A 14,165-nucleotide genomic window follows, 5' to 3' on the forward strand; every position below is an offset into this window, starting at 1 on the left:
CGAAACGCTGTGGAGCGGAATTCGCGCACGCGCTTGTTACCGGCTGGTCGACAACCGGTTGACCGGACGTCACCGCAGGCCGCAGTATCGGGCGCACGGCGACGGCGCACCCCCGGGCCCGCCGCCACCGCGAGCCGCCACGGAGGACAGCGCATGGCCCTGGACGCCGACGTCATCGTCATCGGGGCGGGCCTCGCCGGCCTCGCCGCGGCCGCCGAACTCGCCGACACCGGACGGAAGGTGATCCTGCTCGACCAGGAGCCGGCGGCCTCGCTCGGCGGACAGGCGCACTGGTCCTTCGGCGGCCTCTTCCTGGTCGACTCGCCCGAGCAGCGCCGGATGCGGATCCGCGACTCGCACGCCCTCGCCTGGCAGGACTGGCTCGGCACGGCCGGCTTCGACCGCCCCGAGGACGCCTGGCCGCGCCGCTGGGCCGAGGCGTACGTGGACTTCGCCGCGGGCGAGAAGCGCTCCTGGCTGCGCGGGATGGGCGTGCGGTTCTTCCCGGTGGTCGGCTGGGCCGAGCGCGGCGGATTCCTCGCCGACGGACCCGGCAACTCGGTGCCGCGCTTCCACATCACCTGGGGCACCGGCCCCGGACTGCTGGCGCCCTTCGTGCGCCGGGTCCGCGACGCCGCCGCCCGCGGGCTGGTGGACCTGCGCTTCCGGCACCGCGTCACCGGGCTGTCCGCCACCGCGGGCGCCGTCGACACCGTCACCGGCGAGGTGCTGGAGCCGAGCCCGGCCGGCCGGGGCGAGGCCAGCTCCCGCATGGTCGCCGGGCACTTCGAACTGCGCGCCCAGGCCGTGGTCGTCACCTCCGGCGGCATCGGCGGCAACCACGACCTGGTCCGCAAGGCCTGGCCGGCCCGGCTCGGCACCCCGCCCGCCAAGCTGCTCTCCGGCGTGCCCGCGCACGTGGACGGCCTGATGCTGGACATCGCCGGCGCGGCCGGCGCCAGCCTGATCAACGGCGACCGGATGTGGCACTACACCGAGGGCATCGAGAACTGGGACCCGATCTGGGCCCGGCACGGCATCCGGATCCTGCCCGGCCCGTCCTCGCTCTGGCTGGACGCGCGCGGCCGGCGGCTGCCCGTCCCGCTGTTCCCCGGCTTCGACACCCTCGGGACGCTGGAGCACATCATGTCCACCGGGTACGAGTACACCTGGTTCGTGCTCAACCAGCGCATCATCGAGAAGGAGTTCACCCTCTCCGGCTCCGAGCAGAACCCGGACCTGACCGGGAAGTCCGTGCGCGGCGTGCTCGGCCGCGCCCTGCCCGGCGCCCCCGGCCCGGTCCTGGGCCACCTGCGGCACGGACGGGACTTCGTGGTCGCGGGCAACCTCGCCGACCTCGCCCGCGGCATGAACGCCAAGACCCGCGAGCCGCTGATCGACCCGGACGCGCTGCGCCGCACCGTCGAGGACCGCGACCGCCAGCTGGCCAACCCCTTCGCCAAGGACCTCCAGGTCACCGCCATCCACGGCGCCCGCCGCTACCTCGGCGACAAGCTCGTGCGCACCGCCGCCCCGCACCGCATCCTCGACCCCGGCGCCGCCCCGCTGATCGCCGTGCGGCTCAACATCCTGACCCGCAAGTCGCTGGGCGGGCTGGAGACGGACCTGTCCTCCCGGGTGCTGCGGCCGGACGGGGAGGTGCTGCCGGGCCTGTACGCGGCGGGCGAGGCGGCGGGCTTCGGCGGCGGGGGCGTGCACGGCTACCGCTCGCTGGAGGGGACGTTCCTGGGCGGGTGCCTGTTCTCGGGCCGTACGGCGGGGCGGGCCGCGGCGCAGGCGGTCGGATAGCCGGCGGGCGGCGGGCAGTTCGACGGCGGGCAGTTCGACGGCGGGCGGCGGGCGGCGGGCGGTTCGACGGCGGTCGGTGCGGCGGCGGGCGGTTCGACGGTGGCCCGCCCGGGGGCACGGGGCGTCAGGCCTGGTGGGCGGCCCCTGACCGGCGGGTACAGTGCCGGTGCAGAGCGCGCCGCCGACCACGAGGGGTATCCAGAACCGATGAGCCGCCGAGACCGTGACCGTGACGGCGCCCGGGACCACGACCGGAAGCGGGGCGCCGGCTCCCCGGTGACCGTGACCGTCTGCCGCGGCTGCTGCTGCGGCACCGAGGCGAAGCACCCCGGGGTGGACCACGCGGGGCAGTACGAGCGGCTGCGGACGGCGGTGGGGGCGGCGGGCCGGGTCCGTGCCGTCAAGTGCCTGGACGTGTGCAGCCAGTCCAACGTGGTGGTGGTCGGGCCCTCCAGCGAGGGTCGGGCCGCGGGCGGGCGGCCGGTCTGGCTCGGCTTCGTCCTGATGGACGAGATGATCGACGACATAGCCGCCTGGGTGCGCGCGGGCGGCCCCGGGCTCGCCGAGCCGCCCGGTCTGCTCGACCTCCAGCTGATCTCGGTCTCCCGGCGGGTCCGCGAGGGCCTGTCGGAGTAGTGTCCGCCGCCGGGCCCGACCTGACCGATCGTCATATGGTCGTCCCGGGGTAGTCCGGCGGTCCGCACCACTAGCATGACCGGTGGCACCGAGCCGTTCCGCGCCAGGGAGGAAGACGATGACGACGGTCTGCCGCATCTGCGCGGGCACCGGACGGACCGCCGGCCTCAACTGCCGGACCTGCCAGGGCACCGGCACCACCGAGGTGGGCGGCGGGGGCGGCAACTGCTTCCTGTGCGACGGCACCGGGGTGTACGTGCGCTACCGGGTGGACGCGACCGGCGCCAAGCACGCCTACCGGGACGAGATCTGCCGCACCTGCGACGGCACCGGGAACCGCACCGCCACGCAGTGGGACGAGCCCTCCTGACCCGCCTGCCCCTCCGGTACGCCGTTCCCACCGGGGGAGGCCGCGCCGACACGGACTCAAGTGGACCGGTCGGCGGGGGCCATGATCCGGCGTCGGATCGACGCGGACACGCCCTTTACCGAACCATGGTCGAACATTGGTGTTCGAATGGGGGACACGCTGCGGCCCGTTCACCGGGCGTCCGCGTCAGATCCACGCGCCGCTGACAGAGTCCCGCGCATGGATATCCCCAACATGGGCGTGCCGGCCAAGCTTGCCGACCGCATGAGCATGGCCGAGCAGCACGAGTACCTGCGGGCCCGCTTCTCCCGCCGCCGGATGCTGCGCGCCGGTGCCGTGACCGTCGGTGCCGTCGCCGTCGGCGGTGCCCTGGGCAGCGGCACCGCCTTCGCGGCGCCGGCCGGCCCGCAGCTGCTGACGGGCGGCACGACGGACGGCATCGACGGCTCGCTGGTCGCGCCGGTCGGCCGCCACCTCCAGTTCGGCCCCGAGCCGGACACCCAGTTCCGCATCTCCTGGCAGGTCCCGGCGCCGGTCAAGAAGCCGTTCCTGCGCTTCGGCAAGACCCCGTGGGAGCTCAGCCACAAGGTGCAGGCCGAGGTCCGCGCGCTGCACACCCCGGCGCTGACCCCGGGCAGCCAGCCGGTGGACCAGTACTACCTGCACGTGGCGCTGGAGGACCTGCACCCCGACACCACGTACTACTACGGCGTCGGCCACGAGGGCTTCGACCCCGCGTCGCAGCAGCAGATCTCCACCCTGCACACCTTCCGCACCGCGCCCTCCCGCGACCACCGCTGGGGCAAGGTGTACGAGCCGTTCACCTTCACCGCCTTCGGTGACCAGGGCGTCAGCGCCCACGCGGCCGGCAACGACCACATCATCAAGGCGCAGAAGCCGTCCTTCCACCTGCACGCCGGCGACATCTGCTACGCCGACCCGGCCGGCTCCGGCACCGACCCGGACAAGTCCGTCTACAACGCGAAGACCTGGGACGACTTCCTGGTCCAGACCGAGACGGTCGCCGCCGAGATCCCGTGGATGGTCTCCTACGGCAACCACGACATCGAGGCCTGGTACTCGCCCAACGGCTACGGCGGCGAGAACACCCGCTTCTACCTGCCGAACAACGGTCCGGACCCGCGCACCGTCCCGGGCGTCTACACCTTCCGCTACAAGAACGTCGGCGTGATCTCCCTCGACGCCAACGACGTCTCCTACGAGATCCCGGCCAACCTGGGCCTCTCGGCGGGCAAGCAGACCAAGTGGCTGGAGCGCACCCTCAAGGACCTGCGCAGCGACGAGACCATCGACTTCGTCGTGGTCTTCTTCCACCACTGCGCCTTCTCCACCACCGTCGCGCACGCCTCCGAGGGCGGTGTCCGCGAGGCCTGGGTGCCGCTGTTCGAGAAGTACCGGGTGGACCTGGTCATCAACGGCCACAACCACATCTACGAGCGCACCGACGCCATCCTCGGCAACAAGGTCTCGAAGCAGGTGCCGAGCGGCGCCACCATCGAGCCCGAGAAGGACGGCGTGGTCTACGTGACCGCGGGCGCGGCCGGCCGCAGCCTGTACAAGTTCGACGCGCCGGACACCTACGAGGGGCACGAGAACCACCAGGACGAGGTCACCACGTACTACTGGAGCAAGGGCCGGGTGAAGACCCCCGAGACCATCCAGTGGTCGCGGGTGCGCTACACCGGCTACTCCTTCATCAAGGTCGATGTCACCCCGGCCCACCTGGGCCAGAAGTCGACCATGAAGGTCACCGCGCTGGCCGAGGACGGCACGCAGATCGACAACTACACCATCCTGCGCAAGGTCGGCGAGGGCTGGGACTCCGGCCGCGACGACGACGGCGAGGGCGGCGGCTGGGGCTGGTAGTCCCGGGCGGTCGCACCGGTGCCGCGGTGTCGGAAGCCCGACACCGCGGCACCGGTGCGTCCGCGGTGGCCGGTCGTCCGGCGGGTCAGCGCCGGGGGCCGTACATGATGACGGCGACCCCGGCCAGGCAGATCAGCGCGCCCGCCACGTCGTAGCGGGTCGGCCGGAAGCCGTCGACGAGCACGCCCCAGAGCAGCGAGCCGGCCACGAACACCCCGCCGTACGCCGCCAGCACCCGGCCGAACTGGCTGTCCGGCTGCAGCGCCGCGACGAAGCCGTACGCGCCGAGCGCCACCACGCCCAACCCGGCCAGCCACCAAGGCCGTTGCTCGCGCACGCTCTGCCAGACCAGCCAGCAGCCGCCGATCTCGGCGAGCGCGGCGAGGACGAACAGGGCGATCGAGCGCAGGACGGTCATGGGTGCGAGGGTAGGGGCTCAGCTCTGGCGGTACGTCGCCAGGAAGCGCCCGATCCGGTTGACGGCCGTCTCCAGGTCGTCGGCGCGGGGCAGGGTGACGAAGCGGAAGTGGTCCGGGCGGGGCCAGTTGAAGCCGGTGCCCTGGACGACGTGGATCTTCTCGCGCAGCAGCAGGTCCAGCACGAACTGCTCGTCGTCGACGATCCGGTGCACCGCCGGGTCCAGCTTGGCGAAGGCGTACAGGGCGCCCTTGGGCTTGACGCAGCTGACGCCGGGGATCTCGTTGAGCGCCCGGACCGCGATGTCGCGCTGCTCGGTGAGCCGGCCGCCGGGCAGCACCAGGTCGTTGATGGACTGGTGACCGCCGAGCGCGGCCTGGACGGCGTACTGGGCGGGCACGTTGGGGCACAGCCGCATGCCGGAGAGCATGGTGAGGCCCTCCAGGTAGTCGGTGGCGTGCTGCTTGGGGCCGGAGACGACCAGCCAGCCGCTGCGGAAGCCGGCCACCCGGTAGGACTTGGAGAGGCCGTTGAAGGTGAGGGTGAGCACGTCGTCCGCGAGGGCGGCCAGGCAGTGGTGCTCGGTGCCGTCATAGAGGATCTTGTCGTAGATCTCGTCGGCCAGGACCATCAGCTGGTGGCGGCGGGCCAGGTCGAGGATGCCCTCCAGCAGTTCCTTCGGGTAGACCGCGCCGGTGGGGTTGTTGGGGTTGATGACGACGATCGCCTTGGTGCGGGTGGTGATCTTGGCGGCGATGTCGTCCAGGTCCGGGTACCACTCGGCCTCTTCGTCGCACAGGTAGTGCACGGCCTTGCCGCCGGCCAGCCGGACCACCGCCGTCCACAGCGGGTAGTCGGGCATCGGCACGAGCACCTCGTCGCCGTCGTCCACCAGTGCGGTGACGGCCATCTGGATCAGCTCGGAGGCGCCGTTGCCGAGGTAGACGTCGTTGACGTCGACGCCCTGGACCCCGCGCTGCTGGTAGTACTGCACCACCGCGCGGCGGGCCGGCAGGATGCCGCGGGAGTCGCTGTAGCCGTGCGCCTTGGGCAGGTTGCGGATGATGTCCTGGACGATCTCCTCGGGCGCCTCGAAGCCGAACGGGGCCGGGTTGCCGGTGTTCAGCCGCAGCACGGTGTGCCCGGCCTCCTCCAGGGCGTTGGCCTGGTCGACCACCGGACCGCGGATCTCGTAGCACACGTCATTCAGCTTGCTGGACTGCCGAAACTCCATCTGCGGCCTCCCGACCGTCACCACCGCTCCGTTGCTTCTGCTTTGTTCTACCAAGTTGGCACTTGGAAAGTCCAACCTCTTGGCTATGCTGATCCACATGTCACGCCGAAGCTACGACCAGTACTGCGCCGTCGCCCGCGCCCTGGACGCGGTGGGGGAGCGCTGGAGCCTCCTGATCGTCCGTGAACTCCTGGCCGGCCCGCGCCGCTACACCGACCTGCACGCCGACCTGCCCGGCGTCTCCACCGACATCCTGGCCACCCGGCTCAAGCAGCTGGAGGGCGAGGGCCTGGTCGCGCGGCGGCGACTGGAACGGCCGGCCAACGCGACGGTCTACGAGCTCACCGAGCGCGGGCGCGAACTGCGACCGGTCATCGAGGCGCTGGGGGAGTGGGGCCTGGCCGCGCTCGGCGAGCAGCGGCCCACCGACGCCGTGCGCGAGCACTGGTTCACGCCCCGCAAGGCGGGGGACGAGGCGGCCGTCGCGCTCTGACGAGCCGGTGGCCCGGCGGCCCGGCAGCGCGACGGCTCGGCGGCGCGGTGGCGCGGTGGCGCGGTGGCCCGATGGCCCCTTGGGTGCGGTGGGCGCGGTGGGCGCGGTGGGCGCGTGGCGGGTGAGCGGGGGCAGCGGCAAGGCCCCCGTCGCCGGCCGCCGCCCCGTGCGCCCAGGATGGCGCGGGCCGATAAACGAACGGTCGACGCCCGATGAGCACCGAGGTCAGGGGCCTGACTGCGGAGCCGCACCGACGCGCACGTACGATCGTCGGACCGCGAAGCCGTCCCAGGAGAGCGGAGGCCCCCGCCCGTGCCCACCACCCATCGCAGCTACGCCGGCTACGTCGCCCTCGGCGACTCCTTCACCGAGGGCATGTGCGACGACCTGCTGCCCGACGGCCACTACCGCGGCTGGGCCGACCGGGTCGCCTCGGCGCTGGCGGCGGAGCGCGCCGACGGGGACTTCCGGTACGCCAACCTCGCCGTCCGCGGCAAGCTCATCGGGCAGATCCACGACGAGCAGCTCGCCCCCGCCGCCGCCATGGGCGCCGACCTGGTCACCCTGGCCGGCGGTCTCAACGACGTGCTGCGCCCCGGCTGCGACATCGAGAGGGTCGAGCAACTGCTCGGCGACTGCGCCCGCGAGCTGCGGGCCGGTGGCGCCACCGTGGTCCTGTTCACCAGCACCGACCCCACCCGCAGGATGGCGGGCAGCGCCCGGCTGCTGCCCACCATCCTGCGGATGAAGGCCTTCGTGCAGGAGCTCGGCCGCCAGGACGGCTTCGCGGTGGTCGACCTCTTCTCCGCGCCCTGCTTCGACGACCGCCGGCTGTGGGCCGAGGACCGGCTGCACCTCTCGCCCGAGGGGCACCGGCGGGTCGCCGAGGGCGTGTTGGAGGCGCTCGGCCGCCCGGCCGCCTTCGACTGGCGCGCCCCGCTGCCCGTCGCCGCCCCGCCCGGCCGGACCGAGCGCCTGCGCGCCGACGCCCGCTGGCTGCGCACCCACCTCGGCCCGTGGGTCGGCCGCCGCCTCACCGGCCGCTCTTCCGGCGACGGGCGCCCGCCGAAGCGGGCCGAACTCCTGCCGTACTCCCAGGAGTCCTGACTCGCACGAGTCCTGACTCCAGGGAGCCGTGACCCCTACGAGCCGGACCCCTACGAGTCCTGGGCCTGCGGGTCGGTCGGGTCCAGGACCAGGCTCGCCATGGGGGAGTGGGTGGTCCAGCCAAGCGCGGTGTAGAGCGCCTGTCCATCCGGGGTGCCGACCAGCACGCCGGTGCGCGCGCCCCGCTCGTACGCGGCGGACTGCAGCGTGCGCATCACCAGGGCGCCCAGGCCCCGGCGGCGGAACCCGGGCGCGGTGGTGATCTGGTCGGGCACGGCGACCGGTCCGGCCAGGCCGGCCTGGCCGCGCGCCGCCAGGTGCCCGTCCTCGGTGCGCACCATCGTCCGGATGACGCCGCCGCGCTCCCAGGTGGTGACGGTGTGGCCGGCCGGGGCCGCCGGCCGCTCGGGGGCGAGCGGGACGCTCATCAGGAAGCCCGGCTGGTCCTGCCGCCACTGCGGGCCCAGCCAGGGGAGTACGGTGGCGTCCTCGGCGAACAGCTTCAGCCAGGTGGTCGGCGCGGTGGTGGCCTCGGCGATCTTGCGGACCTCGGCCTCGGTCGGCTCGGGCAGCACGTGCCGGCCCACCTCCCCGGTCGGTGAGCCGACGTCGATGCTCCAGCCCCAGGGCTGGTCGACCGGCTCGGCGGCGCCGCGCGACACGACCCAGCCCGAGATCCACATCCGGACCAGTTCCCTGGTGTCCGGCTCCTGCATGATGCCCACCTCGTTGCATGTAACAGCCTCTGATGCTTTTCACACCTTACCGGCGATGGGGGTGGTCTGCCCAGTAGGATTTCGGGGTTCACGGCGCCGCACCGGCGCCCGGCTGGAAGGACCCCGGAACGTGCGCGAGACCGAGTCGCCGCAGGACCCCACGGCGGCCGAGCCGACCCCGCTCCGGTCCGACTGCAGCAGCTGCTTCGGGCTCTGCTGCGTCGCGCTGCCGTTCGCCGCCGGGTCCGACTTCGCCGTGAACAAGGCCGCCGGGAGCCCGTGCCGCAACCTGCAGGCCGACTTCAGCTGCGGCATCCACGCGCGCCTGCGCGACAGCGGCTTCCAGGGCTGCACCGTCTACGACTGCTTCGGCGCCGGGCAGAGGGTCTCCCAGGTGACCTTCGGCGGGCGCAGCTGGCGCGAGGAGCCGGACAGCGCCGGGCCGATGTTCGAGGTCTTCCCGGTCGTCCGGCAGCTGCACGAACTCCTCCGGTACCTGACCGAGGCGCTCACCTTCGAGCCCGCCCGCGCCGTCCACCCCGAGCTGCGGCAGGCCCTGGAGGAGACCGACCGGCTGGCCGGCGGCACCCCCGAGGAGATCCTCGCCCTCGACGTCCCGGCCCACCGGCAGCGCGTCAGCGAACTCCTGCTGCGCGCCGGCGAACTCGTCCGCGCCGGTGTCCCGAACCGCCGGGAGCACCGCGGCGGTGACCTCTTCGGCGCCCGGCTGCGCGGTGCCGACCTGCGGGGCGCGAACCTGCGCGGAGCCCTGCTGGTGGCCGCCGACCTCTCCGGCGCGGACCTGCGCCTGGCCGATCTGATCGGCGCCGACCTGCGCGACACCGACCTGGCCGGCGCCGACCTCAGCACGGCGCTCTTCCTCACCCAGGCCCAGCTCCACGCCGCCCGCGGCGACTCCGCCACCCGCCTCCCGGCCGGCCTCACCCGCCCGGCCCACTGGCCCGACACCGCGGTGCCCGCGGCGGCGCGCCCGGCGGCGAAGCCCCGGTCCGGGCCCGGCAAGGGCGGGCGGCCGGCCCGGGGGCGTCGCCGCTGAGGCCGCGACGGTCCGGGGCCTACTGGCCGACCCGGCCGTCGACGCACTCGCGCAGCAGGTCGGCGTGCCCGCAGTGCCGGGCGTACTCGTCGATCCGGTGCACCAGCAGCTCCCGGACGGCGATGCCGTCCTTCCCGAGTCGCTCGCCGAGGTCCGGGAACCCGCTGAGCAGGGCGTCGGTCGCGGCCTGTTCGCGTTCCAGGTCCCGGAACGCGGCCTCCACCACGGCCGGTTCGGCCACCGCGCCGTCGAAGTCCGCGTCCCGCGGCCCGTAGAGCTTCGGGAGCCGCTCGCCGCCGGTGACCCAGTTGCGCCAGTCGCGCTCGACCTCGGCCAGGTGGCGCACCAGCCCCAGCAGCGACATCGTCGACGGCGGCACCGAGCGGCGGGCCAGCTGTTCGGCGTCCAGCCCCTCGCACTTCATCCGCAGGGTCAGCCGGTAGTTCGTCAGACAGTCGATCAGCGGGCCGAGTTCGCCGTCCGGACTCGGCCCGTCGCTGTTGCGGGGGTCGTCGTCCGGGTCGGCCCACATGTCGGGGTGGACGGTCGCCTCGGTCCATCGTGCGGGGTGTTCGGTCATGTCCGCATCGTCGCCTGCAACCACCGCCGCCTGCCAGCGAGTTATCGCCTGCGCGGGAAGTCGGACCGGCCGACTTCCCGCGCGGCCGGTCCTCGGCGGTTCCCCTCAGCGATCCTCTACCGCTCCTCGGCTGCCGTTCAGTCGGTCAGCAGCCGGGCGCGCAGGGCGTCGGCCTGGCCCCGGTCGATGCCGAGGGTGCCGCTGAGGTAGGCCTCGACCGAGCCGTGGCGGGCGGCGAGGTCGGCGAGCGTGAGGCGGATGACGGCCTCCGGGGCGCGGCCGTAGCCGGGCCAGCGCAGGGTGCGGTCGGGGTGGGCGGCGTGCCACTCGGCGACGAAGTGCGGGGTGGCGAGCTCGGTGAGGGCGAAGTCGGCGGCGATGTCGTCCTCGCCGACGCCGAGCAGGGTGAGCAGCAGGGCCGCGATGAGCCCGGTGCGGTCCTTGCCGGAGGCGCAGTGGAAGACCACCGGGGCGTCGGCGGCGGCGATCACCTCCAGGACCTGCCGGATCTCCTTCACCCCGTCCTCGGCGACCTCGGCGAAGCGGTCGGCGAGGTAGCGCCAGGGGTCGAGCTCCGGGTCGATCTCGGCCTGGTCGTACGGGCGGTGCTCGATCGACAGGTTGTGGTACTCCAGCCCGTCGACCTCGGGGACCCGGCCCTTGGCGGCGATCTCCCAGGGGTAGCGCAGGTCGATCACGGTCCGGACGCCGAGGGCCCGCAGCCGGTCGAGGTCGGCGGGGGAGGAGAGCTTGCCGAGCGAGTCGGAGCGGTAGAGCAGGCCCCACCGTACGGACCGTCCGCCGGCGGCCGGGTACCCGCCCAGGTCGCGGAAGTTGTGCAGGGCATCGAAGCTGTGGTGACGCGTTGTCATGCGCGGCACTCTAGCCAGCCGTTCAACCGTTCAACCGTACAACCGCTCAGCGGTCCATCGGTTCAGCCGTCTCGCCCGGGGGCGGGGTGGCCGTAGCCGTGGGCGAGGAGGTCGAAGGCGCGGGTGGCGTCGCCGGCGGCCTCGGCGTGCAGGTCGTCGGCGGTGCGGCCGCCCTCCTGGATGCGCTGCCAGTTGTGCAGGGCCAGGACGCGCTGGGTGGCGGTGACCTGGGCGGCGAGCAGCGCGGCGGTGAGCGCGCGGGGTTCGGGGAGTTCGGGGACCCCGCAGAGGGCGTCGGCCAGGGAGCGTTCGGCGCGGGACACGTACGCGCCGACCCGGGCGGCCAGGCTCGGGGTGCCGTACACGAGGGCGGTGAAGGCGAGGACGGCGGGGTGGTCGTTGAGGCCGGTGACGGGGTCGCGCCGGGTGAGGCCGGTCAGGAAGTCCCTGAGCAGGGCGTCGAGCACCGGTTCGCCGGCGAGCCGGTTGCGGACGACGTCGGCCGCCTGCTCCTGGTGGTCGGCGAAGCGGTGGACGACCAGGTCCTCCTTGCTGGGGAAGTAGGAGAACAGCGTCGGCTTGGAGACCTCGGCGGCCGCCGCGACCTCCGCCACCGACACCTGGTCGAACCCGCGCTCCAGGAAGAGCGCGATGGCTGCCTCGGAGATGGCCCGCCGGGTCTGCTCCTTCTTGCGCTCGCGCAGTCCAGTCATGGGTCCAGGCTAGCAGAGGATCTTGACTCGGGAAGGTTTTTTACCCGGTCGGCGCGCCGGTGCCCGGCCGCCGCGCGGCCCGCGCCGACCGACCTCGCGGACGCCTTGGCCGCCGCCCGCGGCCCCCTGGGGAGCGACGGCCCCCCGGGAGCGGCGGGCCGTTGCGGGGGAGCGGTCAGACGCTGCGGTCGGCGAGCACCTCGCGGACGACGTGGCGGGCGTTGGCGGTCAGGGCCGCGTCGGTGTGACGGTAGTACGGGATCGTCACCAGGGCGATGGAGAAGGCCCAGGCGCGGCCGCGGGCCCACATCGCGTCGTCGGCGCGCAGAGCGGCGCGGAAGGCGGGGCGGGCGGCGGCCGGCAGCAGGTTCCAGGCGGCGATCAGGTCGGCGGTCGGATCGCCGACGCCCATCAGCGCGAAGTCGATGACGGCGGCGAGCCGGCCGGACCGGGAGAGCAGCAGATTGCCTGGGGTGAGGTCGCCGTGCATCCACTGCGGCGGTCCGGCGTGGTCGGGCAGGCGCAGGGCCTTGTCCCACAGCGCGGTCGCGGCCGCGGTGTCGATCGAGCCGGCGAGCTGGGCGATGGCCGCGCGGGTCGCGCCGTCGCGGGAGGCGAGCGGGACGCTGCGGTGGCCGGCGGGGGCGTCGGCCGGGTCGACGGCGCGCAGGGCGTTGACGAAGCCGGCCAGGTCGCGGGCCAGCGCGTCGGGTGCGGCGAGGGTGCCGACGGCCGGGTTGACGCCGTCGATCCAGTGCAGCACCGCCCACTCCCACGGGTAGCCCGCGGCGGGCCGGCCGACGGCGAGCGGGGCGGGGATCGGCAGCGGGAGCCGCGGCGCCAGCCGGGGCAGCCACTGGCGTTCCCGGCGGAGGTCGCCCGCCGCCCACTCCACCCGGGGCAGCCGGACGGCGAGTTCGGGCCCGAGGCGGAACATCGCGTTGTCCGCCGCCGCGGAGCCGACCGGGGTGATCGGAAGGTGCTCCCACTGCGGGAACTGGGCGGAGATCAGACGCCTCACCAGGGCCGCGTCGACCACCGGCTCGTCGGGGTGCATCCGGGTGGCAGCGCACATGCCCGGCAGCGTACAGCGCCGATCGTTTCCGTTCAGCCGTATTCCCCAACTGCGCTGACTTGTAGGCTGACGACATGGTGATCAGTCAGCAGACGGCGGGCGAGCGTCGGGCCCTGCGCGCGGCGTCGGCGGCGCTCGCGCTGCTCGTCCTGCTGGGCGCGGTCGGGCGGTACAGCGAGCGCCCGGGCGGCCTGCTGGTGCTGCGCGGCTGGTTCGACCGGCCGCTGCTGCTGTTCACCGCCGCGCTGCCGCTGCTGCTGGTGGTGCTGTACTGCGTCACCTGGCGGGCCTGGATCCGGGTGGTCCTGGGCGTCGGCGTGCTGCTGGCGGCCGTGGCGACGGTGCCGCTGTGGCTCTTCCTGGACGCCCCGTACGACACCGGGACGCAGCGGGCACCCGACCGCTCCGACCGCCGGATCGTCCGGCAGGAGGAGCCCGGGATGCTCAGCACCGCCCAGTGGGTCTTCGTCGACCAGGGCACCGGCCTGACCGCCCGCCGCTGGCCGATCGCCCACGCGGGCTTCCGCTACGACGACGAGATCGACGCCGCCTGGGACGGCCCGGACCGGGTCCGGCTGACGAGCGGCAGCACGACGAAGGTGATCGACCTCGCCGCCGACGGCCGGCCCAGCGACTCGCTCACGCTGGGGTGACCCGCACCCCGATCGTGCCGTCCTTGCCGAACCGCAGCACGTTCGCGGTCAGCGCGATCGCGCACAGCAGCCCGTACTTGCGGCGCAGCAGCTTGCGGTAGGCGGGCGCCCGGACCGGGTCGAGCACGGCCGTGGCCGGGACCTGCGCGCCGAGCAGGTTGCCGCGGATGTCGCTCGGGCCGACCAGTACGTCCGAGCGGTTGCGCAGGCGCTTGACCTTGCCGGTCTTCGTCACCGTGGTGAAGACCAGCGCGTCGCCGTCCCGCGCGACCCAGACCGGGGTGGCCACCGGGGTGCCGTTCCTCCGGTAGGTGGTGAACAGCAGGTACTTGGCGGCGGCGAGCCGCTCCAACTCGGCGGCAGCGTCCAGAGTGTCCATGCCCGCCAGGCTATGCAGGGGCAACTGGGCATCGCTTGAGCCTTCTTGGGGCCGTCGGCGGCCCGCCCGGGGCCGCCGGCCGGGCGCGCCACGCCCGGCCGCCACGGGTGCGGCCGGGCGTCGTCGTCGGCACCTGCCAGAATGCAGGGCGTACGGCGAAAGCACTG

15 protein-coding genes and 1 pseudogene are annotated in these 14,165 nt (G+C 73.7%); 8 read left to right on the forward strand and 8 right to left on the reverse strand.

Going from position 1 to position 14,165, the window contains the following annotated elements:
• Positions 1 to 153: 153 nt before the first annotated feature.
• The 4 genes from ACIGG8_RS26135 (at position 154) to ACIGG8_RS26150 (ending at position 4,702) form a co-directional block, all read left to right on the forward strand.
• Positions 154 to 1,809, forward strand: coding sequence for an FAD-binding dehydrogenase (locus ACIGG8_RS26135; RefSeq protein WP_396551198.1), 1,656 nt, complete (start codon positions 154 to 156; stop codon positions 1,807 to 1,809).
• A gap of 207 nt (positions 1,810 to 2,016) precedes the next feature.
• A complete protein-coding gene (locus tag ACIGG8_RS26140) occupies positions 2,017 to 2,445 on the forward strand; it encodes a (2Fe-2S) ferredoxin domain-containing protein (protein ID WP_396551200.1) in 429 nt (142 codons plus the stop codon).
• 118 nt (positions 2,446 to 2,563) lie between these two features.
• On the forward strand, positions 2,564 to 2,815 hold the full coding sequence (locus ACIGG8_RS26145) for a hypothetical protein (protein ID WP_350526428.1): 252 nt from the start codon (positions 2,564 to 2,566) through the stop codon (positions 2,813 to 2,815).
• 219 nt (positions 2,816 to 3,034) lie between these two features.
• Positions 3,035 to 4,702: a fibronectin type III domain-containing protein gene (locus ACIGG8_RS26150; RefSeq protein WP_396551201.1), complete on the forward strand. Its 1,668-nt coding sequence runs from the start codon at positions 3,035 to 3,037 to the stop codon at positions 4,700 to 4,702.
• A gap of 85 nt (positions 4,703 to 4,787) precedes the next feature.
• Here the strand turns inward: ACIGG8_RS26150 and ACIGG8_RS26155 are convergent, their stop codons facing one another.
• The gene (locus ACIGG8_RS26155; RefSeq protein ID WP_350526430.1) at positions 4,788 to 5,120 is read right to left on the reverse strand and encodes a YnfA family protein; all 333 of its coding nucleotides are present in this window, start codon (positions 5,118 to 5,120) and stop codon (positions 4,788 to 4,790) included.
• Positions 5,121 to 5,138: 18 nt separating this feature from the next.
• Positions 5,139 to 6,353: a pyridoxal phosphate-dependent aminotransferase gene (locus tag ACIGG8_RS26160; RefSeq protein WP_396551203.1), complete on the reverse strand. Its 1,215-nt coding sequence runs from the start codon at positions 6,351 to 6,353 to the stop codon at positions 5,139 to 5,141.
• 97 nt (positions 6,354 to 6,450) lie between these two features.
• On the opposite strand from ACIGG8_RS26160, the pseudogene ACIGG8_RS26165 reads away from it, so the two are divergent.
• Both ACIGG8_RS26165 and ACIGG8_RS26170 read left to right on the forward strand, forming a co-directional pair.
• Positions 6,451 to 6,804: pseudogene (locus ACIGG8_RS26165) on the forward strand (winged helix-turn-helix transcriptional regulator); the annotation flags it as partial.
• A 354-nt stretch (positions 6,805 to 7,158) separates the two neighbouring features.
• A complete protein-coding gene (locus tag ACIGG8_RS26170) occupies positions 7,159 to 7,953 on the forward strand; it encodes an SGNH/GDSL hydrolase family protein (protein WP_396551205.1) in 795 nt (264 codons plus the stop codon).
• A 50-nt stretch (positions 7,954 to 8,003) separates the two neighbouring features.
• Here the strand turns inward: ACIGG8_RS26170 and ACIGG8_RS26175 are convergent, their stop codons facing one another.
• Entirely contained in the window at positions 8,004 to 8,669 is a 666-nt protein-coding gene (locus ACIGG8_RS26175; protein WP_396551207.1) for a GNAT family N-acetyltransferase, read from the reverse strand.
• 130 nt (positions 8,670 to 8,799) lie between these two features.
• On the opposite strand from ACIGG8_RS26175, the gene ACIGG8_RS26180 reads away from it, so the two are divergent.
• Positions 8,800 to 9,726, forward strand: coding sequence for a pentapeptide repeat-containing protein (locus ACIGG8_RS26180; protein WP_396551210.1), 927 nt, complete (start codon positions 8,800 to 8,802; stop codon positions 9,724 to 9,726).
• 19 nt (positions 9,727 to 9,745) lie between these two features.
• Here ACIGG8_RS26180 and ACIGG8_RS26185 read toward each other — a convergent pair whose 3' ends face one another.
• The 4 genes from ACIGG8_RS26185 to ACIGG8_RS26200 form a co-directional block, all read right to left on the reverse strand.
• Positions 9,746 to 10,306, reverse strand: coding sequence for a DinB family protein (locus ACIGG8_RS26185; RefSeq protein ID WP_396551212.1), 561 nt, complete (start codon positions 10,304 to 10,306; stop codon positions 9,746 to 9,748).
• Between the two features lie 137 nt (positions 10,307 to 10,443).
• Positions 10,444 to 11,178: a tyrosine-protein phosphatase gene (locus ACIGG8_RS26190; RefSeq protein ID WP_396551214.1), complete on the reverse strand. Its 735-nt coding sequence runs from the start codon at positions 11,176 to 11,178 to the stop codon at positions 10,444 to 10,446.
• Positions 11,179 to 11,240: 62 nt separating this feature from the next.
• Positions 11,241 to 11,891, reverse strand: a complete 651-nt coding sequence (locus ACIGG8_RS26195) for a TetR family transcriptional regulator (RefSeq protein WP_350526436.1) — start codon at positions 11,889 to 11,891, stop codon at positions 11,241 to 11,243.
• A gap of 175 nt (positions 11,892 to 12,066) precedes the next feature.
• Positions 12,067 to 12,966, reverse strand: a complete 900-nt coding sequence (locus ACIGG8_RS26200; protein WP_396551217.1) for an aminoglycoside phosphotransferase family protein — start codon at positions 12,964 to 12,966, stop codon at positions 12,067 to 12,069.
• A 74-nt stretch (positions 12,967 to 13,040) separates the two neighbouring features.
• Between ACIGG8_RS26200 and ACIGG8_RS26205 the strand changes: the two genes are divergently transcribed.
• Positions 13,041 to 13,619, forward strand: coding sequence for a hypothetical protein (locus ACIGG8_RS26205; RefSeq protein WP_396551219.1), 579 nt, complete (start codon positions 13,041 to 13,043; stop codon positions 13,617 to 13,619).
• On the opposite strand, the gene ACIGG8_RS26210 is transcribed toward ACIGG8_RS26205, so the two are convergent.
• On the reverse strand, positions 13,606 to 13,998 hold the full coding sequence (locus ACIGG8_RS26210; RefSeq protein ID WP_350526439.1) for a PPOX class F420-dependent oxidoreductase: 393 nt from the start codon (positions 13,996 to 13,998) through the stop codon (positions 13,606 to 13,608). The genes ACIGG8_RS26205 and ACIGG8_RS26210 overlap by 14 nt on opposite strands.
• Positions 13,999 to 14,165 lie beyond the last annotated feature (167 nt).

The organism is Kitasatospora sp. NPDC085464, assembly GCF_044541955.1.
In the GTDB taxonomy this organism is placed as follows: domain Bacteria; phylum Actinomycetota; class Actinomycetes; order Streptomycetales; family Streptomycetaceae; genus Kitasatospora.

Excerpts from the sequence above, each read along its gene's own strand:
- ACIGG8_RS26135 (WP_396551198.1), top strand. The coding sequence starts at position 154 with ATGGCCCTGGACGCCGACGTCATCGTCATCGGGGCGGGCCTCGCCGGC.
- ACIGG8_RS26145 (WP_350526428.1), top strand. The coding sequence starts at position 2,564 with ATGACGACGGTCTGCCGCATCTGCGCGGGCACCGGACGGACCGCCGGC.
- ACIGG8_RS26140 (WP_396551200.1), top strand. The coding sequence starts at position 2,017 with ATGAGCCGCCGAGACCGTGACCGTGACGGCGCCCGGGACCACGACCGG.
- ACIGG8_RS26160 (WP_396551203.1), bottom strand. The coding sequence starts at position 6,353 with ATGGAGTTTCGGCAGTCCAGCAAGCTGAATGACGTGTGCTACGAGATC.
- ACIGG8_RS26195 (WP_350526436.1), bottom strand. The coding sequence starts at position 11,891 with ATGACTGGACTGCGCGAGCGCAAGAAGGAGCAGACCCGGCGGGCCATC.
- ACIGG8_RS26205 (WP_396551219.1), top strand. The coding sequence starts at position 13,041 with ATGGTGATCAGTCAGCAGACGGCGGGCGAGCGTCGGGCCCTGCGCGCG.
- ACIGG8_RS26210 (WP_350526439.1), bottom strand. The coding sequence starts at position 13,998 with ATGGACACTCTGGACGCTGCCGCCGAGTTGGAGCGGCTCGCCGCCGCC.
- ACIGG8_RS26200 (WP_396551217.1), bottom strand. The coding sequence starts at position 12,966 with ATGTGCGCTGCCACCCGGATGCACCCCGACGAGCCGGTGGTCGACGCG.
- ACIGG8_RS26150 (WP_396551201.1), top strand. The coding sequence starts at position 3,035 with ATGGATATCCCCAACATGGGCGTGCCGGCCAAGCTTGCCGACCGCATG.
- ACIGG8_RS26185 (WP_396551212.1), bottom strand. The coding sequence starts at position 10,306 with ATGACCGAACACCCCGCACGATGGACCGAGGCGACCGTCCACCCCGAC.
- ACIGG8_RS26155 (WP_350526430.1), bottom strand. The coding sequence starts at position 5,120 with ATGACCGTCCTGCGCTCGATCGCCCTGTTCGTCCTCGCCGCGCTCGCC.
- ACIGG8_RS26175 (WP_396551207.1), bottom strand. The coding sequence starts at position 8,669 with ATGCAGGAGCCGGACACCAGGGAACTGGTCCGGATGTGGATCTCGGGC.
- ACIGG8_RS26190 (WP_396551214.1), bottom strand. The coding sequence starts at position 11,178 with ATGACAACGCGTCACCACAGCTTCGATGCCCTGCACAACTTCCGCGAC.